18 protein-coding genes are annotated in these 20,161 nt (G+C 72.0%); 4 read left to right on the top strand and 14 right to left on the bottom strand.

Features of this window, described 5'->3' with window-relative positions; all coding sequences use genetic code 11:
• Positions 1-42 precede the first annotated feature (42 nt).
• From ACFUUZ_RS16355 to ACFUUZ_RS16325, 7 genes are all read right to left on the bottom strand, one after another.
• Positions 43-834 carry an enoyl-CoA hydratase gene (locus ACFUUZ_RS16355; protein WP_378696856.1) on the bottom strand — a complete coding sequence of 264 codons (792 nt, stop codon included), beginning with the start codon at positions 832-834 and terminating at the stop codon, positions 43-45.
• A complete protein-coding gene (mmsB, locus tag ACFUUZ_RS16350) occupies positions 831-1,724 on the bottom strand; it encodes a 3-hydroxyisobutyrate dehydrogenase (protein ID WP_378696854.1) in 894 nt (297 codons plus the stop codon). Before mmsB ends, ACFUUZ_RS16355 begins: the two co-directional genes overlap by 4 nt.
• Complete coding sequence (locus ACFUUZ_RS16345; protein ID WP_378696852.1) at positions 1,721-2,812, bottom strand: enoyl-CoA hydratase/isomerase family protein; 1,092 nt, start codon at positions 2,810-2,812, stop codon at positions 1,721-1,723. The genes mmsB and ACFUUZ_RS16345 overlap by 4 nt, the downstream gene beginning before the upstream one ends.
• A 114-nt stretch (positions 2,813-2,926) precedes the next feature.
• On the bottom strand, positions 2,927-4,066 hold the full coding sequence (locus tag ACFUUZ_RS16340; RefSeq protein ID WP_378696914.1) for an acyl-CoA dehydrogenase family protein: 1,140 nt from the start codon (positions 4,064-4,066) through the stop codon (positions 2,927-2,929).
• A 2-nt stretch (positions 4,067-4,068) separates the two neighbouring features.
• Entirely contained in the window at positions 4,069-5,568 is a 1,500-nt protein-coding gene (locus tag ACFUUZ_RS16335; protein ID WP_378696850.1) for a CoA-acylating methylmalonate-semialdehyde dehydrogenase, read from the bottom strand.
• Between the two features lie 108 nt (positions 5,569-5,676).
• Complete coding sequence (locus ACFUUZ_RS16330; RefSeq protein WP_378696848.1) at positions 5,677-6,519, bottom strand: alpha/beta hydrolase fold domain-containing protein; 843 nt, start codon at positions 6,517-6,519, stop codon at positions 5,677-5,679.
• A gap of 61 nt (positions 6,520-6,580) precedes the next feature.
• Positions 6,581-6,760, bottom strand: coding sequence for a hypothetical protein (locus tag ACFUUZ_RS16325; protein ID WP_378696846.1), 180 nt, complete (start codon positions 6,758-6,760; stop codon positions 6,581-6,583).
• 213 nt (positions 6,761-6,973) lie between these two features.
• Between ACFUUZ_RS16325 and ACFUUZ_RS16320 the strand changes: the two genes are divergently transcribed.
• Entirely contained in the window at positions 6,974-8,062 is a 1,089-nt protein-coding gene (locus ACFUUZ_RS16320) for an amidohydrolase family protein (protein WP_378696844.1), read from the top strand.
• Positions 8,063-8,065: 3 nt separating this feature from the next.
• On the opposite strand, the gene ACFUUZ_RS16315 is transcribed toward ACFUUZ_RS16320, so the two are convergent.
• Positions 8,066-8,698 (bottom strand): TetR/AcrR family transcriptional regulator, encoded by a 633-nt coding sequence (locus tag ACFUUZ_RS16315; RefSeq protein ID WP_378696842.1) that lies wholly within the window; start codon positions 8,696-8,698, stop codon positions 8,066-8,068.
• A gap of 102 nt (positions 8,699-8,800) precedes the next feature.
• Here ACFUUZ_RS16315 and ACFUUZ_RS16310 point away from each other — a divergent pair, with 102 nt between their 5' ends.
• Both ACFUUZ_RS16310 and ACFUUZ_RS16305 read left to right on the top strand, forming a co-directional pair.
• The gene (locus ACFUUZ_RS16310; protein ID WP_378696840.1) at positions 8,801-9,637 is read left to right on the top strand and encodes an SDR family NAD(P)-dependent oxidoreductase; all 837 of its coding nucleotides are present in this window, start codon (positions 8,801-8,803) and stop codon (positions 9,635-9,637) included.
• Entirely contained in the window at positions 9,634-11,121 is a 1,488-nt protein-coding gene (locus tag ACFUUZ_RS16305) for a flavin-containing monooxygenase (RefSeq protein WP_378696838.1), read from the top strand. The genes ACFUUZ_RS16310 and ACFUUZ_RS16305 overlap by 4 nt, the downstream gene beginning before the upstream one ends.
• Positions 11,122-11,289: 168 nt before the next feature.
• Here the strand turns inward: ACFUUZ_RS16305 and ACFUUZ_RS16300 are convergent, their stop codons facing one another.
• On the bottom strand, positions 11,290-11,979 hold the full coding sequence (locus ACFUUZ_RS16300) for an SWIM zinc finger family protein (protein ID WP_378696836.1): 690 nt from the start codon (positions 11,977-11,979) through the stop codon (positions 11,290-11,292).
• 5 nt (positions 11,980-11,984) lie between these two features.
• Complete coding sequence (locus tag ACFUUZ_RS16295) at positions 11,985-14,747, bottom strand: DEAD/DEAH box helicase (protein WP_378696833.1); 2,763 nt, start codon at positions 14,745-14,747, stop codon at positions 11,985-11,987.
• A 143-nt stretch (positions 14,748-14,890) separates the two neighbouring features.
• On the opposite strand from ACFUUZ_RS16295, the gene ACFUUZ_RS16290 reads away from it, so the two are divergent.
• A complete protein-coding gene (locus tag ACFUUZ_RS16290; protein ID WP_378696831.1) occupies positions 14,891-15,598 on the top strand; it encodes an HNH endonuclease family protein in 708 nt (235 codons plus the stop codon).
• A gap of 7 nt (positions 15,599-15,605) precedes the next feature.
• Here ACFUUZ_RS16290 and ACFUUZ_RS16285 read toward each other — a convergent pair whose 3' ends face one another.
• The 4 genes from ACFUUZ_RS16285 to ACFUUZ_RS16270 form a co-directional block, all read right to left on the bottom strand.
• Positions 15,606-16,415: a hypothetical protein gene (locus ACFUUZ_RS16285; protein WP_378696829.1), complete on the bottom strand. Its 810-nt coding sequence runs from the start codon at positions 16,413-16,415 to the stop codon at positions 15,606-15,608.
• Positions 16,416-16,483: 68 nt separating this feature from the next.
• A complete protein-coding gene (locus tag ACFUUZ_RS16280; protein WP_378696827.1) occupies positions 16,484-18,424 on the bottom strand; it encodes a ThiF family adenylyltransferase in 1,941 nt (646 codons plus the stop codon).
• Between the two features lie 3 nt (positions 18,425-18,427).
• Complete coding sequence (locus ACFUUZ_RS16275) at positions 18,428-19,228, bottom strand: hypothetical protein (RefSeq protein WP_378696825.1); 801 nt, start codon at positions 19,226-19,228, stop codon at positions 18,428-18,430.
• A gap of 71 nt (positions 19,229-19,299) precedes the next feature.
• Positions 19,300-20,103, bottom strand: coding sequence for a sulfurtransferase (locus tag ACFUUZ_RS16270; RefSeq protein ID WP_378696912.1), 804 nt, complete (start codon positions 20,101-20,103; stop codon positions 19,300-19,302).
• Between the last annotated feature and the right edge of the window lie 58 nt (positions 20,104-20,161).

The raw sequence follows: 20,161 nt of genomic DNA, 5'->3' as shown, positions 1-20,161 counted from the left end.
CCCGGCCCGAACCTGGACCGGGGCACGCGAACCGCGAAAAGCTCAGCGGTTGACGAACTTCGGCGCCCGCTTCTCGGCGAAGGCGGCCATGCCTTCCTTCTGATCCTCCAGCGCGAACAGCGAGTGGAAGACCCGCCGCTCGAACCGCAGCCCCTCGGCGAGCGTGGTCTCGAAGGACCGGTTCACCGACTCCTTGGCGATCATGGCGACCGGCAGCGACATGGAGGCGATGGCCTGCGCCGCCTCCAGCGCGGTGTCGAGCAGCTCGGCGGCCGGGACGACCCGGGCCACCAGCCCGGCCCGCTCGGCCTCCTCGGCGCCCATATTCCGGCCGGTGAGCACCAGGTCCATGGCCTTGGCCTTGCCGATGGCCCTGGTCAGCCGCTGCGACCCGCCGATGCCGGGGATGACGCCGAGCTTGATCTCCGGCTGCCCGAACTTGGCGGTGTCGGCGGCGAGCAGGATGTCGCAGATCATGGCGAGCTCGCAGCCGCCGCCGAGCGCGTAGCCGGCGACCGCGGCGATGGTCGGCTTGCGGAACTGCGCGAGCCGCTCCCACTTGGCGAAGTAGTCGTCCAGGAACATGTCCATGTACGACTTGGGTTGCATCTCCTTGATGTCGGCGCCGGCCGCGAAGGCCTTCTCCGACCCGGTGATGACGATGGCGCCGACCTCGTCGTCGCGCTCCAGCTCGTCCAGCGCGGCGAGAACGTCGTCCAGCACCTGCGCGTTCAGCGCGTTCAACGCCTTGGGCCGATTCAGCGTGATCCAGCCGACGACACCGGTCTCCGCGGTGCCCTTGCGCTCCAGCAGGATCGTCTCGAAATCGGTCACTCGGGGGCCTCCTGGTTCGAGCGGTCACGGATGTCGGTGACGATAGCCGAGAAGTCCCGCGCCGCATCGGTCTGGTTGAAGCGGGTGTAGATCTCGGCGGCGAGCGCGCCGAGCTGCCCGTCGACCCCGTTGTCGCGCAGCGCGTTCGCGGCGAGGCCGAGGTCCTTGGTCATGAGCGCGGTGGCGAAGCCGGGCTTGTAGTCGTTGTTCGCGGGGCTGGTCGGCACCGGGCCGGGCACCGGGCAGTAGGTGGTGAGCGACCAGCTCTGGCCGGAGGCGGTGGAGACCACGTCGTAGAACGACTGGTGGCTCAGCCCCAGCTTCTCGCCGAGGACCAGCGCCTCGGAGAGCGCCACCATGGAGACCCCGAGCAGCATGTTGTTGCAGATCTTGGCGGCCTGACCGACGCCGGCGCCGCCGCAGTGCACGACCTTGCCGCCCATGACCTCGAGGACCGGGAGCCCGGCCGCGAAGTCCGCCTCGGCGCCGCCGACCATGAAGGTCAGCGTGCCCGCTGCGGCACCGGCGACGCCGCCGGAGACCGGGGCGTCCAGGGCCCGGTGCCCGGCGGCGACCGCGCGCTCGGCGGCGGTCTTGGCGTCCGCGACGTCGATGGTGGAGCAGTCGATGAAGAGGGTGTCCGGCTCGGCGGCGGGCAGGATCTCGGCGTAGACGTCGAGCACCAGCTTGCCGTTGGGCAGCATGGTGATGACCACCTCGCGCCCGGCCACCGCCTCGACGGCGGTCGCCACGACGGTGGCGCCGTCCTGGCGGGCCTGCTCCTGGGCGGCGGGCACCGGGTCGAAGGCGAGCACGTCGTGCCCGGCCTTCACCAGGTTGGCGGCCATCGGCGCACCCATGTGCCCGAGGCCGAGGAATCCGATCTTCACTGTTCGTCCTCCGATGTGGTGAGCCCGAGCTCCCGGTCGCCGAGTTCGGCGAAGTACTCCGCCACCAGCCCGTCGGTGACCTCGGCCAGGGTGGCCGGCTGCCATTGCGGATTGCGGTCCTTATCGACGACCTGCGCGCGGATGCCCTCGACCAGGTCGTGCGAGGCGAGCGAGGCGATGGAGACGCGGTACTCCTCGTTCAGGACCGCCTCCAGGGTGGACAGTTCGCGGGCGTGCCGCAGGGAGCGCAGGGTGACCTTGAGCGCGACCGGCGACTTGCCGAGGATGTCCGCGGCGGCGGCCTTCGCCTCCGGCGCGTCATGAGCCTGCAGCCGGGCGACGATCTCCTCGACCGTGTCCGCGCTGTAGGCGGCGTCGATCCAGGAGCGCTGCGCGGCCAGTGCCGATTCCGGTGCCGCCGTCGCGTACTTGGCGATGGCGTCGTCCGCGCTCTCGGTGCGCAGGGTGTCCAGCAGGGCCGGGATCTGCTCCGATGGCACGTAGTAGTCGGCGAAGCCGGTGGCGATGGCGTCGCCCGCGGTCATCCGCGCGGTGGTGAGCGCGACGTGCGCGCCGATCTCGCCCGGTGCCCGGGAGAGCAGGTAGGTGCCGCCGACGTCGGGGATGAAGCCGATCCCGACCTCCGGCATACCGATCTTGGAGCGCTCGGTGACGATGCGGTGGCTGCCGTGGCCGGAGAGCCCGACGCCGCCGCCCATCACGATGCCGTCCATGACCACGACGTACGGCTTGGGATAGTCGCCGATCAGCGCGTTCAGGATGTACTCGTCGCGCCAGAACCGGCCGGTGGCGGAGTCCGCCGCGGCGGCGCCGGTCGCGCCGCCCAGCTCCTTGGCGTCGGAGTGGATGGCGACGATATCGCCGCCCGCGCAGAGCCCGCGCTCCCCCGCCCCGGTGACGACCACGGTGCGCACCGCGTCGTCGGTGGCCCACGCCCGCAGCGCCTCGGTGATGGCGAGCGCCATCTCGTGGTTCAGCGCGTTGATGGCCTTCGGCCGATTCAGCGTGATCAGCCCGAGGCCGTCCCGCTGCTCGATCAGGACCTCCGGCTCAGTCGTTCCGGTCATGCTCCGCCCTTCCCGGCGTGAGCGCGGGCCAGCCGTCGCTCATGCCGTGTCCATTCGGCATGAGCGAGGGCCCTCCGTGGCTACGCTTCGCTCCCGCCTCCGGGCCTGACTCGCTCATGCCGCTCCTACCACCGCGCGGGCGACGACCACCCGCATGATCTCGTTGGTGCCCTCGAGAATCTGGTGCACGCGCAGGTCGCGCACGATCTTCTCGACTCCGTACTCGGCCAGGTAGCCGTAGCCACCGTGCAGCTGCAGCGCCTTGTTCGCAACCTCGAACCCGGCATCGGTGGCGAACCGCTTGGCCATCGCGCACAACTCCACCTTGTCGGTGGCGTCCGCGTCCAGTGCGGCGGCGGCCCGCCAGAGCAGGGTGCGGGCGGCCTCCAGGTCGGTGCGCATGTCGGCGAGGTCGAACTGCAGCGCCTGGTTCTTCAGCAGCGGCTTGCCGAAGGCCTGGCGCTCGGCCAGGTAGGGCACGGTCTTGTCGAGCGCGGCCTGGGCCCCGCCGACCGAGCAGGCGGCGATATTGATCCGCCCGCCGTTCAGCCCGTTCATGGCGATCCGGAAGCCGTCGCCCTCGTTGCCGAGCAGGTTGGCGGCGGGCACCCGCGCGTTCTCGAAGATGACCTGCCTGGTCGGCTGGGCGTTCCAGCCCATCTTCTTCTCGTTGGCGCCGAAGGAGATGCCCGGCGTGTCGGCAGGCACGATGAAGGCCGAGATGCCGCCTGCGCCGGGCGCGCCGGTGCGGGCCATCACCACGTAGACGTCGGTGGCGCCCGCGCCGGAGATGAACTGCTTGGAGCCGTTGAAGATGTAGTCGTCGCCGTCGCGCACGGCCTTGGTGCTCAGCGCCGCCGCGTCCGAGCCGACACCGGGCTCGGTCAGTGCGTAGCTGGCCAGCAGCTCCATCGAGGTCAGCCCGGGCAGCCAGCGCTCGTGCTGCTCGGCAGTGCCGTAGCGGTCCACCATCCAGGTCGCCATGTTGTGGATGGAGATGTACGCCGCGATGGCCGGGCAGCCGGTGGCGAGCTGCTCGAAGATCCGCACCGCGTCCAGCCTGCGCAGCCCCGAGCCGCCCACCTCCTCGCGCACGTAGATGCCGCCGAGCCCGAGCGGGCCCGCCTTGCGCAGGATGTCGACCGGGAAGTGCTTGCGCTCGTCCCAGTCCAGCGCGTTCGGCGCGAGGAATTCGTCGGCGAACTCGCGAGCCGTGTCCCGGATCGCGCGCTCGTCCTCGTCCAGGTCGAACATGGTCATTCCATCGTCGGGATCACGAACGCGTTGCTCTCCTTGAGGCCGGAGGGCCAGCGCTGGGTGACGGTCTTGGTCTTGGTGTAGAAGCGGATCGAGTCCGGGCCGTGCTGGTTCAGGTCGCCGAAGCCGGAGCGCTTCCAGCCGCCGAAGGTGTAGTAGGCGATCGGCACCGGGATCGGGACGTTGATGCCGACCATGCCGACCTGCACGCGGGAGGCGAAGTCGCGGGCGGTGTCGCCGTCGCGGGTGAAGATGGCGACGCCGTTGCCGTACTCGTGCTCGTTGGCGAGGCGCAGCCCCTCCTCGTAGTCCTTGGCGCGGACCACGGACAGCACGGGGCCGAAGATCTCCTCCTTGTAGATGCGCATCTCGGAGGTGACCCGGTCGAAGAGCGTCGCGCCCACGAAGTAGCCGTCCTCGGCGCCGTCGACGACCAGCCCGCGGCCGTCGACCACCAGCTCGGCGCCCTCCTCGACGCCGATGTCGATGTACTTCTTCACCCGGTCGACGCCGTCCTTGCCGACCAGCGGCCCGTAGTCGGCGCCCGGGTCGTCGGACTTGCCGACATTGAGCTTGTGCACCCGCTCGGTGAGCTTCTCCAGCAGGCGGTCCGCGGTCTCCTCGCCGACCGGCACCGCCACCGAGATGGCCATGCAGCGCTCGCCCGCGGAGCCGTAGCCCGCGCCGATCAGCTGGTCGGCCACGTCGTCGAGGTCGGCGTCGGGCAGGATGATCGCGTGGTTCTTGGCGCCGCCGAAGCACTGCGCGCGCTTGCCGTTGGCGGTCGCGGTCTCGTAGATGTACTGCGCGATCGGGGTGGAGCCGACGAAGCCGACCGCCTTGATCCGCGGGTCGTGCAGCAGCGTGTCGACGGCCTCCTTGTCGCCGTTGACCACGTTGAAGATGCCCGGCGGGAGCCCGGCCTCCAGGAACAGCTCGGCGAGGCGCAGCGGCACCGACGGGTCGCGCTCGGAGGGCTTGAGCACGAAGGCGTTGCCGCAGGCGATGGCCGGGCCCGCCTTCCACAGCGGGATCATGGCCGGGAAGTTGAACGGCGTGATGCCCGCGACCACGCCGAGCGGCTGGCGCATGGAGTAGACGTCGATGCCGGTGCCCGCGCTGTCGGTGTACTCGCCCTTGAGCAGGTGCGGGATGCCGACGGCGAACTCGATGACCTCGAGCCCGCGCTGGATGTCGCCCTTGGCGTCCGGGATGGTCTTGCCGTGCTCGGAGCTGAGCAGCGCGGCCAGGCTGTCCATCTCGTCCTGCACCAGGGTCAGGAACTTCATCAGCACGCGCGCGCGGCGCTGCGGGTTGGTGGCCGCCCATGCCGCCTGCGCCGCCTCGGCGTTGGCGATGACCGCCTCGACCTCGGCCTTGGTCGCCAGCGGGACCCTGGCCTGCACCTGCCCCAGGTTCGGATCGAAGACGTCGGCGAAGTTGCCGGAGGTACCGGCGACGTGCTGGCCTCCGACGAAGTGGGTGAGTTCGCGAACCATGCCCTGTTCCTGTTCTCTCGGAGAGTTCTGCGGTCATCCTATAGTTGGACGTCCAAGTAATTGCCGGTAGGTCACCGAATGTGACCCACCGCACGATTATCCTCCTGGTCAGCCGAGCGCGGCGGCGATATTGCGCAGCAGGGTGCGCCTGCCCGCCAGGCACTCCGGGGCGAACGGGAGCAGCGGGTAGTCGTGGACCGCGCCGGGCTCCTCGTGCAGCGTGACGGCGGGGGCGCGGTCGCGCAGCAGGCGGCAGTCGGCGAGCGCGATATCGCGGCCGCCGACGTAGAGGTGGGTGGGCGGGAGCGCGGCGAGGTCGCCGAAGAGCGGGCTGACCAGCGGGTCGTCCGGGGCGAGGTCACCGCGCCACAGCTCGCCGCAGAGTTTCAGCCCGGCGGCGGAGAGCCACGGGTCGCGGCGTTCCAGGGCGGGGATCTCCGGGTTGGTGAGCGCGATGTCGAGCCAGGGGGCGACGAGGGTGAGGCCGATGGGTTCGGCGTTCAGCGCGGCGGCGAGGGCGAGGCCGGCACCCGCCGAGTCACCGGCCAGGTAGTACGGGCCGTCGAGCTCGGTCAGCAACGCCGCGAGCAGGGCGTGCGCGTCGCGGGCGGTGTGCTGCGGGGCGAGGCCGTAGCGCGGGACGTGCACCGGGCGGCCGGTGGCGGCGGCGATGTCGGCCACCAGCTCCCAGTGCTGGGTGGCGATGGCGCCGACGTAGCCACCGCCGTGCAGGTAGACGGTGCTGCCCGGGCCTTTCGCCGTCTCCGGTTCGACGGTGTGCACCGGGAAGCCCTCGACCTCCCTGGTACTCAGCCGCTCCTGGATCCCGGCGGGCGGCTGCGCCGGGCGCTTGGGTTCGGCCAGGTAGGCGCGGGCATTGTCGGCGGTGGCGTAGCGGCGGTGCCGGGTGAGCCGGACGAAACCCGCTATGACGTGCATCTGCCAGGACATGCCCTGGATTCTCCCGGAGGGAGGTCCGCGCATGCGGTTCAAGGGCCCGCGGCAGGCTGATTCAGCCCAGTCCGCCGAGCGCCAACCACTCCAGCCCGAACAGCGGCGCGCCCGCGAACTGCGGGCGCGGCGGCTCCGGCTCGGGACGGAAGGCGAAGCGGGTGCCGCGCGGGTCGATGAGGCAGGCCGGATCGGCCACGCCGGTGGCGGGCAGTTCGCCGGTGCGGGTTCGGGTCGGCACGGTGCTCACCTCGCGGGGTCCGGGGATCGTCGTGCCATTGCAGCGAGTCCGGGCGCGGAAGTCGCGGGTTGTGCTCGAGCCGAGCCGAAACCGGGCTGGACGGCCGCCACGCGCACGACGCTGTCCGCATCCCGGCACACCCGGCCGAACGCCACAAACCACGGCGCGGTGCGTGTGACAATCGCTGCGCACCGCGACGACAGGAGACCAGGCATGCGGCTGGCCGGTACCGAGCTCGGCGATTTCCGCGTCCTCGACGCGCACATCCACCAGTGGGACCCGCTGGGCACCCCGCGCGACTTCAGCTCGCTGGCCAAGCTCTTCAAGTACCTGCCGGTGCCGATCGACATCGCGGTCCGGGTGGCGAAGAAGCGGGACCGGGAGTTCGTCGGCGACCCCACCGCCTACACCAAGCCCTACCTGCCCGCCGACTACCGCGCCGACGCGGGCGAGCTGCCGGTGGCGGGGATCGTGCACATCGAGGTGGACTGGCACGCGAGTGCCCCGCTCGGCAAGGCGGACGAGACCCGCTGGGTGCAGAGCCTGCCGTTCGGCGTCGACACCCCTGCGCTGGCCGCGCTGATCGGCTCGGCCGACCCCGCCGCCCCCGGCTTCACCGACCTGCTCGACGCGCACGCCTCCGCCTCGCCGGTGCTGCGCGGCATCCGCACCATGGTCGCCAACCACCCGGACCCGGACGTCCGCTCCTTCACCCCGGCACCGGACTCGCTGGCGACCCCGGCCTTCCTGGACGGCTTCGCGGCGCTCGCCGAGCGCGGCCTCGGCTTCGAGGCCTGGGTCTACTCGCACCAGATCCCGCAGGTCACCGCGGTCGCGCAGCGGTACCCGGAGGTGCCGGTCGTGCTGAACCACCTCGGCACCCCGGCGGGGATCTTCGGCAGACTCGGCAGCCGCACCGGCGCGGACGCGGGCGCCCGCAGGGACCTGCTGCTGCGCTGGCGCGACGACACCGCGGCGCTGGCCGCGCTGCCGAACGTGGTGGCCAAGGTGAGCGGGCTCGGCATGCCGGTGCTCGGCCACCCGGTGCCCAAGCGCGGCACCACGACCCCGGTGGACGCACTGGTCGACCGCTTCGGCCCGCTGCTCACGCACGCGCACAGCGTCTTCGGCGCGGAGCGGCTGATCTGGGGCTCCAACTTCCCGGTGGACAAGCCGATCACGACGATCCCGGGAAGCGCCGAGGCGGTCGCCCTGGTCCTGGCCGAATCCGGGTGCGATGCCGAGCAGTTGCGGGCGGTGTTCGGCGGGAACGCGCGCCGGGTGTACCGGATCGCGGACTGAGGCTCAGGGCACCGGCAGGAAGCGGGCGCCGAGCACCGCGCCGACCTCGTGGATGTGCTCGGCGATCCGGTCGGCGTCCATATCGATGGTGCCGGTGCGCCACGCGGTGAGCAGCTCGACGAAGCCGCCGATGCCGATCAGCGTGCTGATCCGGAAGTCGGTCTCGTCGACGCCTGGGCGCAGGTAGGGGCGGGAGAGCTCGATCATGAGGTCGGTGGCGTCGCCGATCATGCGTTTGCGGCGCTGCTCGAGCACGGCGCTGCCCGCGTGGTCGGCGAGCAGGATGCGGGCCCTGCTGTGGTCGTCGGCCTGGAACCGAACCGCCCGCCGCACCGCCTCGCGCAGGATCTCCAGCGGCGGCCGGTCCCCGGAGACCGCGTCGGCCAGGTCGGCGAAGACCTCGGCGCAGACATCGTCCCAGGCCGCGCCGAGCAGCTCGTCGCGGTCGGCGAAGTGTTCGTAGAAATAGCGATCGTTCAGCCCGGTGCGGGTACAGACGCCACGCATGGTCACCGCCGCCCAGCCGCCCTCCGCCCAGAGCGCGAGCGCGGCATCGATCAGCCGGGCGCGCCGCTCGGCGCTGCGCTCGGCGGCCGTGCGGCCACCCCAGGTGCGCGCGGGAACAGGTACGGCCACGGTTGACAAAGTATCACCGGCCACGTGTTATTGGTGGCAGGTGCGGACAATGGGGTCGCCTGACACCAGTTGGGCCCCCTCCCACGACTCCCGAGGAGTGTCATGCGGCTCAATCCCTTCGGCGGCCCCCGGCGGACCGCGAACGCCGACGCGGTGGTGACCGGCGCGGGCAGCGGCATCGGCCGGGCCTTCGCCGTCGAGCTCGGCAGGCGCGGCGGGCGGGTGCTCGTCGCCGACATCGATGAAGCCGGGGCAGCCGAGACGGTCGGCCTGGTCGAGCAGGCGGGCGGCAAGGCGCTGGAGACCCGCTGCGACGTGCGCGACGCCGACGAGGTGGCGCGGCTGGCGACGGTGGCCGAGGAGTGGTTCGGTACCGCACCCACGCTGGTCATCAACAACGCGGGCATCGGCCAGGGCGGTCCGCTGGTCGGCGAGGTGAGCCTGGACGACTGGAAGCGCACCCTGGACGTGAACCTCTGGGGCGTCATCTACGGCTGCCACGTCTTCGCCCCGCGGCTGCGCGCGGCCGGGCGCGGCGCGATCGTCAATGTCGCCTCGGCGGCGGCCTTCGGCACGGCGCCGCGGATGTCGGCGTACAACGTCAGCAAGGCGGGGGTGCTCGCGCTCTCCGAGACGCTGGCGGCCGAGCTCTCCGGCACCGGCGTGAGCGTCACGGTGCTCTGCCCGACCGCGGTCAAGACCAATATCCTCACCCCGGAGGCGCCGCTGGACGGCTTCGCGGAGAAGGTCGGCGGGCCGCTGCTGCGCTGGACCGGCAGGCCGCCGGAGGCCATCGCCAGGACCACGCTGGACGCCGTGGACGGCGGCGAGCTGTACGTGGTGCCGCAGGTCGAGGCGAAGCTGGCCTGGTCGACCAAGCGGCTGATCCCGACCGCGTACACCCGCGCCGCCGGGCTGATGGAACGGCTGGTCCGGTGAGCGCCGCCGACTACGAGATCATCGTGGTCGGCGCCGGCTTCTCCGGAATCGGCGCCGGAATCCAGCTGCGCCGGGCCGGGTTCGACGACTTCCTGATCGTCGACGAGGCCGACGGCGTCGGCGGCACCTGGCACTGGAACACCTACCCCGGTGTCGCGGTGGACATCCCGTCCTTCAGCTACCAGTTCTCCTTCGAGCAGCGCGACGAGTGGTCCCGGGTGTACGCGCCGGGCCGGGAGCTCAAGGCGTACGCCGAATCCTGCGTGGACAAGTACGAACTGCGCGGGCATCTGCGCTTCGGCACCACCATCGAGCGGGCCGAGTTCGACGAGGCCGCGAACCGCTGGCGGCTGCGCACCGGCGACGGCGCGGAGCTGACCGCGCGCTTCCTCGTCGGCGCCACCGGCGCGCTGACCAGGCCCAAACCCCCGGAGATCCCCGGGATCGCGGATTTCGCCGGGATCACCATGCACACCGCGCGCTGGGACCACGACCAGGACCTGCGCGGCAAGCGGGTCGCGATCATCGGCACCGGGGCCTCGGCGGTGCAGATCATCCCGGCCATCGCGCCCGAGGTCGAGCGGCTCACGGTCTTCCAGCGCACCCCGATCTGGTGCCTGCCCCGGCCGGACGCGCCGCTGCCCGGCCCGCTGCGGCTGGCGCTCAAGCTGCCGGGCGGCAAGCTGCTCACCCGGCTGGCCAGCCAGACCTACGTGGAGCTCACCTTCCCGGTGGCCGCGCACTACTACGCCACGCTGCCCACCGCGGCGGCCGCGGAGCGGATCGGCCACGCGCACCTGCGCCGCTCGGTGCGCGACCCGGAGCTGCGCGCGAAGCTCACCCCGCGCTACGCGCTCGGCTGCAAGCGGCCCAGCTTCTCCAACGACTACCTGAGCACCTTCAACCGGGCGAACGTCGCGCTGGAGACCGACCCGATCGCGGCGGTCACGCCGACCGGGGTGCGCACCGCGTCCGGGGTGGAGCACGAGGTGGACGTGCTCATCCAGGCCACCGGGTTCCGGGTGATGGAGGCGGGCAGCATGCCGACCTTCGACCTGCGCGGGGTCGGCGGGCGCGACCTGGAGCAGTGGTGGGACGAGAACCGGCTGCAGGCGTACGAGGGGGTCAGCATTCCCGGCTTCCCCAACTTCTTCTGCGTGATCGGGCCGTACGGGTACAACGGCGCCTCGTACTTCACCCTGATCGAGAACCAGACCAAGCACATCCTGCGCTGCCTGGAGCACGCACGGGAGCGCGGCGCCACCAGGGTGGAGGTCACCGAGGCGGCCAACGACCGGTACTTCCGGGAGATGCTGTCGCGCCGGGACGGGCAGGTGTTCTGGCAGGACAGCTGCGCGAACGCGAACAGCTACTACTTCGACAAGCACGGGGACGTGCCGCTGCGGCCGTCGACCACGCTGGAGGCGGCGTGGCGGGCCGGGCACTTCGACCTGGGCGACTACCGGTTCGACGCCGCGGCCTGAGGCGGGTGTAGGGCAGTGGGCGGGCAGCACCGCAACCTTCCGGCTGACCGTTAGCTGGATCACACTGGAGAACGGCACCCGACGCCGGGAAGTTCCGGCCCCCACTCGACACCCGATGGCCCCGCCCACGAGCCCCGGTGTGTCTTCGGCCCCGGCGCCGGGTGTCCATCACTCCTCCAGCGCGCGGTACAGCGCGGCCAGGTCCTTCCAGCCCGCGGCGGCGACCGCCTCGTCCGCGGCGGTGCTGCGCAGGGCGCGGCGGAGCAGCACCGGGTCCAGGTCGTTCAGGGCCGGGCGCGGGGCGGGGCGCGGGAGGGCCGGGAGTTCCAGCCCCTCGCCGTAGGGGTCGGCGGCCGGGTCTTCGTTCTCGCGTTCCCGCTCGACGGCGCCGATGAGGGTGTCCGGGTCGACGCCGCGCACGGTGAGCAGGTCGCGCGGGTGCTCGTCCAGGCGGTCGGCGAAGACGTGGCAGACGGCGGCGACGTGCCTGCACGGGCGGGCGGAGTCCGGGCAGGTGCAGTCGAAGTCGAGGTCGGCGGCGGTGTCCGGGAGGAGCAGCGGCTCCAGGCTCGCGGGCGGTGCGCCCGCGACCACCTCGGCCAGCGTGCCAGGGGTCGCGCGGATCTCCTCGACCAGCAGCTCCAGCTCCTCCTCGCGCAGGCGGCGCACCACCAGCGCCGCGGTGAACGGCCGCGGCTGGCTCCCCTGCACCTCGCCGACCACAACCCCCGGCTCGGCCCGCCAGCTCAATACCTGCCCGCCGCGCACCACCGCCCGCCCCCGCGCCAGCCGTCCTGGCTCCCCCACCCGGTCGATCGCCGCCAGCAGTGCCCTGCCCCAGCGCGGAGCGGATCGCACGCGGCTCACTCCCCCACCGCCTCGGCGCCGAGCGCGAAGAGCTCGCGGAGCTCGTCGGTGCCGAGCTCGGTGACCCAGTTCTCCCCGACCCCGACCGTGAGATCGGCGAGCTTCCGCTTGTGCGCGATCAGGTCGTCGATCCGCTCCTCCAGCGTGTCCACGCAGACCAGCTTGCGCACCTGCACCGCGCGGCGCTGGCCGATCCGGTACGCCCGGTCGGTGGCCTGGTTCTCCACCGCCGGGTTCCACCAGCGGTCCATGTGCACCACGTGGTTGGCGGCGGTGAGGGTGAGCCCGGTGCCGCCCGCGGCCAGCGAGAGCACCATGAGCGGCGGCCCGTCCGCGCTCTGGAACCGCTCGACCATGGCATCCCGCGCCCCGCGCGCGACCCCGCCGTGCAGGAACGGGACCTTGGCACCGAACCGTTCGCCCAGGAACGGGACCACCAGCTCGCCGAACTCCCGGAACCGGGTGAAGAGCAGCGCCTTCTCCCCGTCCCCGAGCACACCGTCCACGATGTCCTCCAGCAGCGCCAGCTTCCCGGAGCGGTGCCGCCCCCGGCGCAGCACCGGTGAGCCGTCGCCGAGGAAGTGCGCGGGGTGGTTGCAGACCTGGGCCAGCCGGGTGAGCGCGGCCAACACCGCGCCGCGCCGCGCCATGCCGTCGGCGGAGCGCAGCTTCTCCACCATGTCGTCCAGGACCGCCTGGTAGAGCGCGGCCTGCTCGGCGGTGAGGTTGGCGCGCACCGTCATCTCCAGCTTCTCCGGGAGGTCGTCGATGACCGCCGGGTCGGTCTTGACCCGGCGCAGCACGAACGGCCCGGTGACGGCGCGCAGCCGGGTGACCGCGTTCTGGTCGGCCTCGCGCTCGATCGGCACCGCGAACCGGGCCCGGAAGGCCTGGGCGCTGCCGAGCAGCCCGGGCACGACGGTGTCGAGCAGCGCGCGCAGCTCCTCCAGCCGGTTCTCCATCGGGGTGCCGGTGAGCGCCAGCCGGTGCCTGGCGGGCACCGCGCGGGCGGCGCGCGCCTGCCTGGTCGCGGCGTTCTTCACGTGCTGGGCCTCGTCCAGGACCAGCCGCTCCCAGTGGCAGGCGGCGAGGTCGGCGGCGTCGCGGGCGAGGACGGCGTAGGTGGTGAGCACCAGGTCGGCCTCGGCAGCGGCGGCGGCGAGCGCGGCGCCTGCGAGCCGGGCGGGGCCGTGGTGCACCAGGACCCGCAGCCCCGGAGCGAAGCGCTCGGTCTCGCGCTGCCAGTTGCCGACCACCGACATGGGGCAGACCAGCAGCGTCGGGGCGGCGGCGCGCTCGTGCAGGAGCAGCGCCAGGAACTGCACGGTCTTGCCGAGCCCCATGTCGTCGGCGAGGATCGCGCCGAGCCCGAGCCTGCTCATGGTGGCCAGCCAGGCCAGGCCGCGGCGCTGGTAGGGGCGCAGGGTGGCGGTGAGACCGGGCGGATCGGGCAGCTCGGCGGTGTCGGTGCTCCGGTCGAAGAGCTCGGCGGCCCAGCCGGTGGCGGTGACCTCGGTGATCGGCACCCCGTCGACCCGCTCGCGGGCCAGCTCGGCGAAGAGCGCGGCCAGCGTCGCCTCGTCGCCCCGGTGCGCCGCGACGTAGCGCGCGGCCGCGCTCAGCGCCGCGCGGTCGGCCTGCACCCAGTCGCCGCGCAGCCGCACCAGATCCGATTCGGCGGTGATCAGCCTGCGCATCTCGGCCTCGGTGAGCTCGATGTCGCCGAGCGCGAGCTCCCAGCGGTAGGAGAGGATGCCGGGCAGCCCGACGGCGCTCTCCGCGGCGGGCGGGCTGGTCACCCGGAGTTTGAGCGTGGGGGCGGTGACGGTCCACGGGCGGGGCAGCAGCAGCCGGATGCCCGCCGCGTGCAGCGCCGCGGCGCCGTGCTCGACCAGGTCGGCCACCACCTCGGTGGGCAGCAGCAGGTCGAGCGTGGTGTCGTCGCCGGGCAGGTCGCGCAGCCGCGGGTAGGCGGCCCGCGCCCGCTCCAGCTTCTCGACGCCCATCCGCAACCGGACCGGGTCACCGTGCAGCGCGACGGGTTCCGGCGCCTCGTCGGTGCCGCGGAGACACACCTCCAGCCGCCAGAGCGTGAACTCGCCGCCGTCGCCGTCCGGCTCGCCGAGCCGGAGCACCAGCTCGTACTCCTCGGTCTCCAGGTCGGCGCGCCACTGCTCGAGCACCTCGGCCGGGCGGTAGCCGCCCGGCTCCACCGGCTCGTCGTCGCGCAACCCGGCGACCAGCGGGTGCGCCGAGCGCGGCGCCCGGCCGAGCAGCGCGCGGGCGATCGGGTCGGTGAGCTCGGCGAGCAGGTCGTCCAGCACCGCGGTCGGCCTGCCCGGCACCCGCAGCGCGGGCGGCATGAGCGCGGCGAGCTCGGCGCTCCAGGCGCGCTGCCCGGCGCCGCCGACGAGTTCCCAGCGGGCCCACCACTGCCCGTCGGCGCGGCGCAGCTGCGGCACCACCCGGCCCGCGCGGACCCAGCGCTCGATGCCGTGCGCCACGTGCGCCAGGAACCGCAGGTCACCGGCGACGGACTCCGCCGGTAGCCGCTGCCGCAGCACCTCGGCGGCCGCGGCGGGGGCGAGGGCGTGCGCGGACACCTCGGCGACGGTGCCGGTCGGCTGCATGGCCTCGGCGCGGTGCCGGAAGCGGGCGCGGGCGAGCAGCCCGCCGAGCGGTTCCGGCGGTTCCGTCCCCGGCCGCTCGTCACGCCACAGCAGCAGGCCCGCGCCGGGCGACCACAGAGCGTGCAGCATCAGGCCATCCAAGCACCAGGCTCCGACAGGCGGGGCGGTGACCGCAAGCCTCCGGGTCGGCCGCTGTGGAGCAATGTGCTTCATCCCCAGCCAGCGGCCGGAGGGGCCACCCGAAGGGGGTGCCGCACGGTACATCTGGCTCCATGCCCCCGCCGTCGATCCGCCCGCTCGTCGCCCTCACCGCCGCCTGCCTCACGGCGGCCACCGGCTGTGCCGCCCTCGGCCCTGGCACCGCGCCCGCTCCGGGCAGCCCGACCCGCGCCGAGGTGGAGCAGCTGCTCGGCCAGGTGCGGGTGGTGGAAAAGCGCCCGCACCCCGGCGGCTACGAGCGCGGCTGCAAGGACGGGCAGGCCTGCGTCTTCGGCGAATCCTGGACCGATGCCAGCGACGCCCCCGGCGGGCGCGACGGCTGCGACACCAGGAACAACGTGCTGGCCGCCCAGCTCGAGGGGGTGCGGTTCCGCCCGGGCACGCGGAACTGCGTAGTCGAGGCGGGCGGCCTGGCCGACCCCTACACCGGCGCCCACATCGCCTTCGACAGGGCCGACGCCCGCGCCGTGCAGATCGACCACGTCTTCCCCCTGGCCGCCGCCTGGGACCTGGGCGCCGCCGCCTGGCCGCAGCCGCGGCGGGTGCGCTTCGCCAACGACGTCACGGTGAACCTGGTCGCCACCTCGGGCGCGGTCAACCAGGCCAAGAGCGACGGCACGCCGGGCGAGTGGCTCCCGCCCGCCGCCTCCGGGCACTGCTTCTACGCGGGCAAGTACCTGACCGTCGCGGTCGACTACGACCTCCCGGTCACCGCCGCCGACAGCGCCGCCCTGCGCGACATCGCCGGGCGCTGCCGATGAACCTCGATCAGGACCGTAGACCGGCCAGCCGAATCCACGAGCCGTAGCGATGCATCAGCCAGTACAGCCGCTGATTACTGTCTCGATCCGCGCCACTCCCGTGCGTCGGAGCCAAATTGTCGGTCAGATCCAGGATGGCCTCGCGGACCTTCTTCTCTTGGGCGAAGGATTTCTGCGCGATGGCCGAGGTCGTCGGAACTATCTCGCCCGCGGCGACGATCTGCAGAATCGTGCGCTGCAACGGCGTGCACCGAAAAGGCGACCGGCAGCGGGCCCGCGACAGATAGGCATAGGCGAAGCGCACCGCATCCCCATCGAGCGGCTCTCCCGCGGCCCGCCCGAGTGCGATCTCCACGGCACGCTCGAACCCGGTCGGCCGCGGCCGCACACCGTTCGCGGACACCTTCTCCCGGACCGGCCCGCCATCGGTCGGCGGCTTCGGCTCATCGAGCAGCACCGCGGCGACGGTGCCGGCGTTCAGGGCGGCCCCGACTTCGTAGGCTAGCGCGTGCTGGGTCAGCGGGTGCACCGGCAGGGTCGGCGCGACTACCGCCACCGCCACCTCGGGAGACCTGCCCATCGCGGCGCGAACGGCGTGCGCCTCCACGACCGGGTCGAAGCCGCGGGCGGCGTCGAAACTCGCTTCGAAGATCACCGCGTAGCTCTTCCCGATCCATTCGGGAGGAACCTGCCGGGTGCCCGAGGGCGCGACGAGATCGATCCTCGTTCGCCCGTCGGGCACCTCGGGGCGGAAATCGTCTGCCGTCGCGATCCACACCAGGGCAGGGGGATTCACCGATCGGGAAATCATCTGCACGGACTCTCCAACACTGCTCGGCATCGGTAGTCCCACAATTTCAGCTCCGGTCGGTTGCCCGGTATCCGCTACACAATGGACTCCCGCTCCACCGCCACGTCGGATTCGGCGACCACCGCGTCGGCCTCGGCGACCACCGCGTCCGCCTCCGGAGCGGGAGCGGCCGACGCGGGCTCCTCCGGGTTCGGGTCATTGAAGAGTTCGACGGTTTCTACCGGGGTGAGACGGGCGAGATCCGGCGCCCCCGTGATGTTCGCGTCCGCGGCGAGCGGCTGCGTGCCGCAGGTCGGGCACGCCGGGTCGCACGAGGGGCTCAACCAGACGGATTGATAGGCATGCTGTCCAGCGGTCTCGGCGAAGAGCTGCGGGAAGTAGTCGAAGTCGTGCGTGGCGGACAGAATTACGTACTGCTGCCCCTTCTCCAGCGCCGACAGGACGAGCGCCCCAGCCGAGTGCTCCTCCCCCGCACAGCCGAGCTCGAGCAGCCCGATGGCGACCTTGACCGACGCCGTCACCACGTGGCCGATGTCGACCCCGAGCGCAGGCTCGGAGACGAGCTGGCCGGTGCCGTAGTCGAGCGCACCGGCCGCCTTGGTGCCCGACTGCCTGTTCCCGGTGGCACACCGGAAGCAGGCGGTGACACCGGGGACGGTGAAAACCACCTGCCCGGCCCGGCCCTTCGCGTAGACCCCACCGAACACGGCAGGCCGCCCGAGGGTCCAGGCGCGATGATTGAGCGCGGTTTGCGCCTTCGGATCGTCGGTGGCCGCGATCACCAGGTCGGCTGCTTCGATCGCCGCGAGCAGTTCGACCTCGGGCACCTCGTCGAGCGCCGCCGTTCTGGTCGTCACCGAGACGGCCGGGTTGATCTCCCGGAGCCGCACCGCGAGCGCGTCCGTCTTCGCCTGTCCGACATCCGACCAGCGGTAGACCGACCTCGACAGGTTCGCGGCCGACACGGTATCCGGGTCGATCAGGGTGAAGCGCCCCACCGAAGCCCGAGCCAGCTGCTCCGCGGTCTGCGACCCGCCCGAGCCCAGCCCGACGATCAGGACGTGCGCATCGGAGATCGCGCTCGCCACCACACCGTCCAGCCGAGCGCGCAGCCCCTCAAGCGCGGCGCCGCCTTCCGCTGCGGCGTCGGAGCCGGACGACGCGCCATGAAATGAAAAAGGGGGGCGATCAGGCCTTTCCGCGGGGAACCGTACCGCGTCGAGCGCTGCCGCCAGGCGGTCCCACTCGTTCCTGTTCACATTCCACTCCAGCGGAAGGGATACCGTGGGTTCGCGTTCGTTCGACCCGTGCGCCGCGGCGAGTTCGGCGAGCCCGCCGGTGGCCCCGCGGACCGGGGTGACCAGAATCAGCGGCGGCAAGGTGGGATACGTCGGTGGGAACAACGCGACGATATCCGCGTCGGCCGCCCGGAAGGACCCCACCGCGAACAGCACACCATCGACATCCGCGAAGGTGTCGCCCGGTTCGGCGCGCAGACCCAGTCTCTCGGACATGACCGCAAGGTCCCGCTCGAGCGGGATGACGCGGGGCTCGGCCGCCACGACTTCCACGCCGTTGATCCGCGCCTCCGCGACGTAGACGGAGAAAGTGCCGTTCGTAAGCGGCATGCGGTGCCTGCCGTTCAGCCGCTGGCCGGAGGTGACGATCGGACAGATCATCCGCCCCAGCCAGGGGGCTCTGCGCAGGTGATTGGCGAACGCGCGGTAGTCGCCGGAAGAAGGCTGCGCGATCCCGACCGGATGCGAGTGCACGATGCCCTTGTACTCAAGGTTGCCGGAGAAGTTCGTGGTCTCCGCCACCACCTGCTGCAGCGCGGCCGACGGAGTGTAGGTGACCCCGGTGACGTCGCCATGGTGGTCCGGGATGAACCGAGACACCACCGGCTGGCCGATCGGCCCCAGCAGTGCCCCGCCCCGCTCCGGAGGATGTGCGGCGATGAAATCGTTGATCTCGCGCAGGACTCGATCGAAGAAGGCGACTTCCAGATTGGTCATCGCTCACTGCCCCGTATTGAAGACGAAGCCGTGGCCACGACGGTAGCACGAGGCTCCGCGGGTCCAGATCGCCGACTTCGCATACGTCTCGGCCATGCTCGAGTACCCGCTGCCGGTCGCCTCCGTCAAGCAGAGCGTTCCGTCGGAGAAGAGGTGGCAACCGTGCGCGTCGACTTCGCCGCCGAGCCGCGGGGCGACAAGAGCCACGCGATACACCCCCAATCCGGCGTGAAAATAGAGAAAGAGGGAGTACGTGTCGCCGAACTCGTTGGTGATGCTGTAGTGCCATCCCTGGAATTCCCCGTCGGAAACCGCGACCGTATCTCGTGGCATATTCGATCGCACGAATTCGCGCTCGTCGGCCAACCGCACCGCGCTGTAGAAGGTGTCCCCCGCGACCTCGGCGATCCGCGTTCCGCCTGCCACCTCGTTGCCCATCAGCAGTTCCCCGTCGCGCCCGACATAGATCCGCTTGTCGGGATCGGTCGGCCGCGCACCGCCGTTCTCCTGCGATTCCCGAACCGCAGCCGCGATGCGATTCAGATCGACGTAGAAGGTATCGCCGGTGACCTCGGCTATGGTGCTCCGCGTACTGCCTGGCCCCTCGGAGATGGTGATACTCCCGGTGGGCGTCACCTCGACCCGGGGTGACATGACTTCCGGCGCGACAGGCGGGGGCGGAATGGGAGTCCCCACCGGCGTGTCCAGCATCAGAGAATCGTCGCCCGGCGGCACCGGCCGCCATTTCGGCGGAGCATCCGATCCCGTTTCCGGCCGATCGTTGTCGGCATATTCGTCGTTCACTCGTCGAGTATCAGTTCGAATCGGAACCGGAGGTAGGGTATATAAACCCCCAAAACTGTCCGTCGGGGATATCAGGCGCCGGTCGCCACCGGCCGCTTGGGGTCGTGCGCCCACTGCGACCAGGAGCCCGGGTACAGCGCGGCCTCGATGCCGACCACGGCGAGCGCCGCGATCTGGTGCGCCGCGGTGACCCCGGACCCGCAGTACACCGCGACCGGCCCGTCCAACCCGGCGAACCGCTCGCGCAGGTCGTCGAGCGGGCGGAAGCGGCCGTCGCCGTCCAGGTTCTCGGCGGTGGGGGCGCTCACCGCGCCGGGGATGTGCCCGGCCCGCGGGTCGACCGGCTCGGTCTCGCCGCGGAACCGCTCGCCTGCCCTGGCGTCGAGCAGCACGCCGGGCCAGCGGGCGGCGGCATCGGCGTCGATGACCGGGAGGTTGCCCGCGGTCAGGACGACGTCGCCGGGTACGGTCTCGGCCTCGGCGCCGGTCGCGACCGGCTCGCCCGCGGCGATCCAGGCGGGCAGCCCGCCGTCCAGGATGCGCACGTCGGCGATCCCGCCCCAGCGCAGCAGCCACCAGGCGCGCGCTGCGGCGAGGCCGCCGGTGGCGTCGTAGACCACGACGGCATCGCCCTGGCGAATTCCCCAGCTCCGCGCGCACTGCTGCAGGTAGCCGAGGTCGGGGAGGGGGTGCCTGCCGCGGGCGGGCGAGGGCGGCGCGGCGAGCTCGATGTCCAGGTCGACGAAGACCGCGCCCGGGATGTGGCCGTCCGAATACTGTTGCGCGCCTTCGGGATCGCCGAGTGCCCAGCGCACGTCCAGTAGTCGGAGCCGCCCCTCGGTCTGCTTCGCGCGCAGGTCGGACGGCGAGATCAGTACCCCGCTCACCACAGCTCCTCGTCGTAGCCGGTCACGCACCGTTGCGTGCGAACCC

Origin of the sequence: Nocardia sp. NPDC057353 (genome assembly GCF_042667085.1) — a bacterium.
In the GTDB taxonomy this organism is placed as follows: Bacteria; Actinomycetota; Actinomycetes; order Mycobacteriales; family Mycobacteriaceae; genus Nocardia.
The sequence above is the reverse complement of the archived record's forward strand: the minus strand, read 5'-3'. Positions and strand labels throughout refer to the sequence as shown.

Bases quoted from the DNA above. Each gene is read 5' to 3' on its own strand.
- ACFUUZ_RS16330 (WP_378696848.1), bottom strand. From the start codon at position 6,519: ATGTCCTGGCAGATGCACGTCATAGCGGGTTTCGTCCGGCTCACCCGG.
- ACFUUZ_RS16310 (WP_378696840.1), top strand. From the start codon at position 8,801: ATGCGGCTCAATCCCTTCGGCGGCCCCCGGCGGACCGCGAACGCCGAC.
- ACFUUZ_RS16345 (WP_378696852.1), bottom strand. From the start codon at position 2,812: ATGACCGGAACGACTGAGCCGGAGGTCCTGATCGAGCAGCGGGACGGC.
- ACFUUZ_RS16295 (WP_378696833.1), bottom strand. From the start codon at position 14,747: ATGCTGCACGCTCTGTGGTCGCCCGGCGCGGGCCTGCTGCTGTGGCGT.
- ACFUUZ_RS16280 (WP_378696827.1), bottom strand. From the start codon at position 18,424: ATGACCAATCTGGAAGTCGCCTTCTTCGATCGAGTCCTGCGCGAGATC.
- ACFUUZ_RS16290 (WP_378696831.1), top strand. From the start codon at position 14,891: ATGCCCCCGCCGTCGATCCGCCCGCTCGTCGCCCTCACCGCCGCCTGC.
- ACFUUZ_RS16335 (WP_378696850.1), bottom strand. From the start codon at position 5,568: ATGGTTCGCGAACTCACCCACTTCGTCGGAGGCCAGCACGTCGCCGGT.
- ACFUUZ_RS16320 (WP_378696844.1), top strand. From the start codon at position 6,974: ATGCGGCTGGCCGGTACCGAGCTCGGCGATTTCCGCGTCCTCGACGCG.
- ACFUUZ_RS16340 (WP_378696914.1), bottom strand. From the start codon at position 4,066: ATGTTCGACCTGGACGAGGACGAGCGCGCGATCCGGGACACGGCTCGC.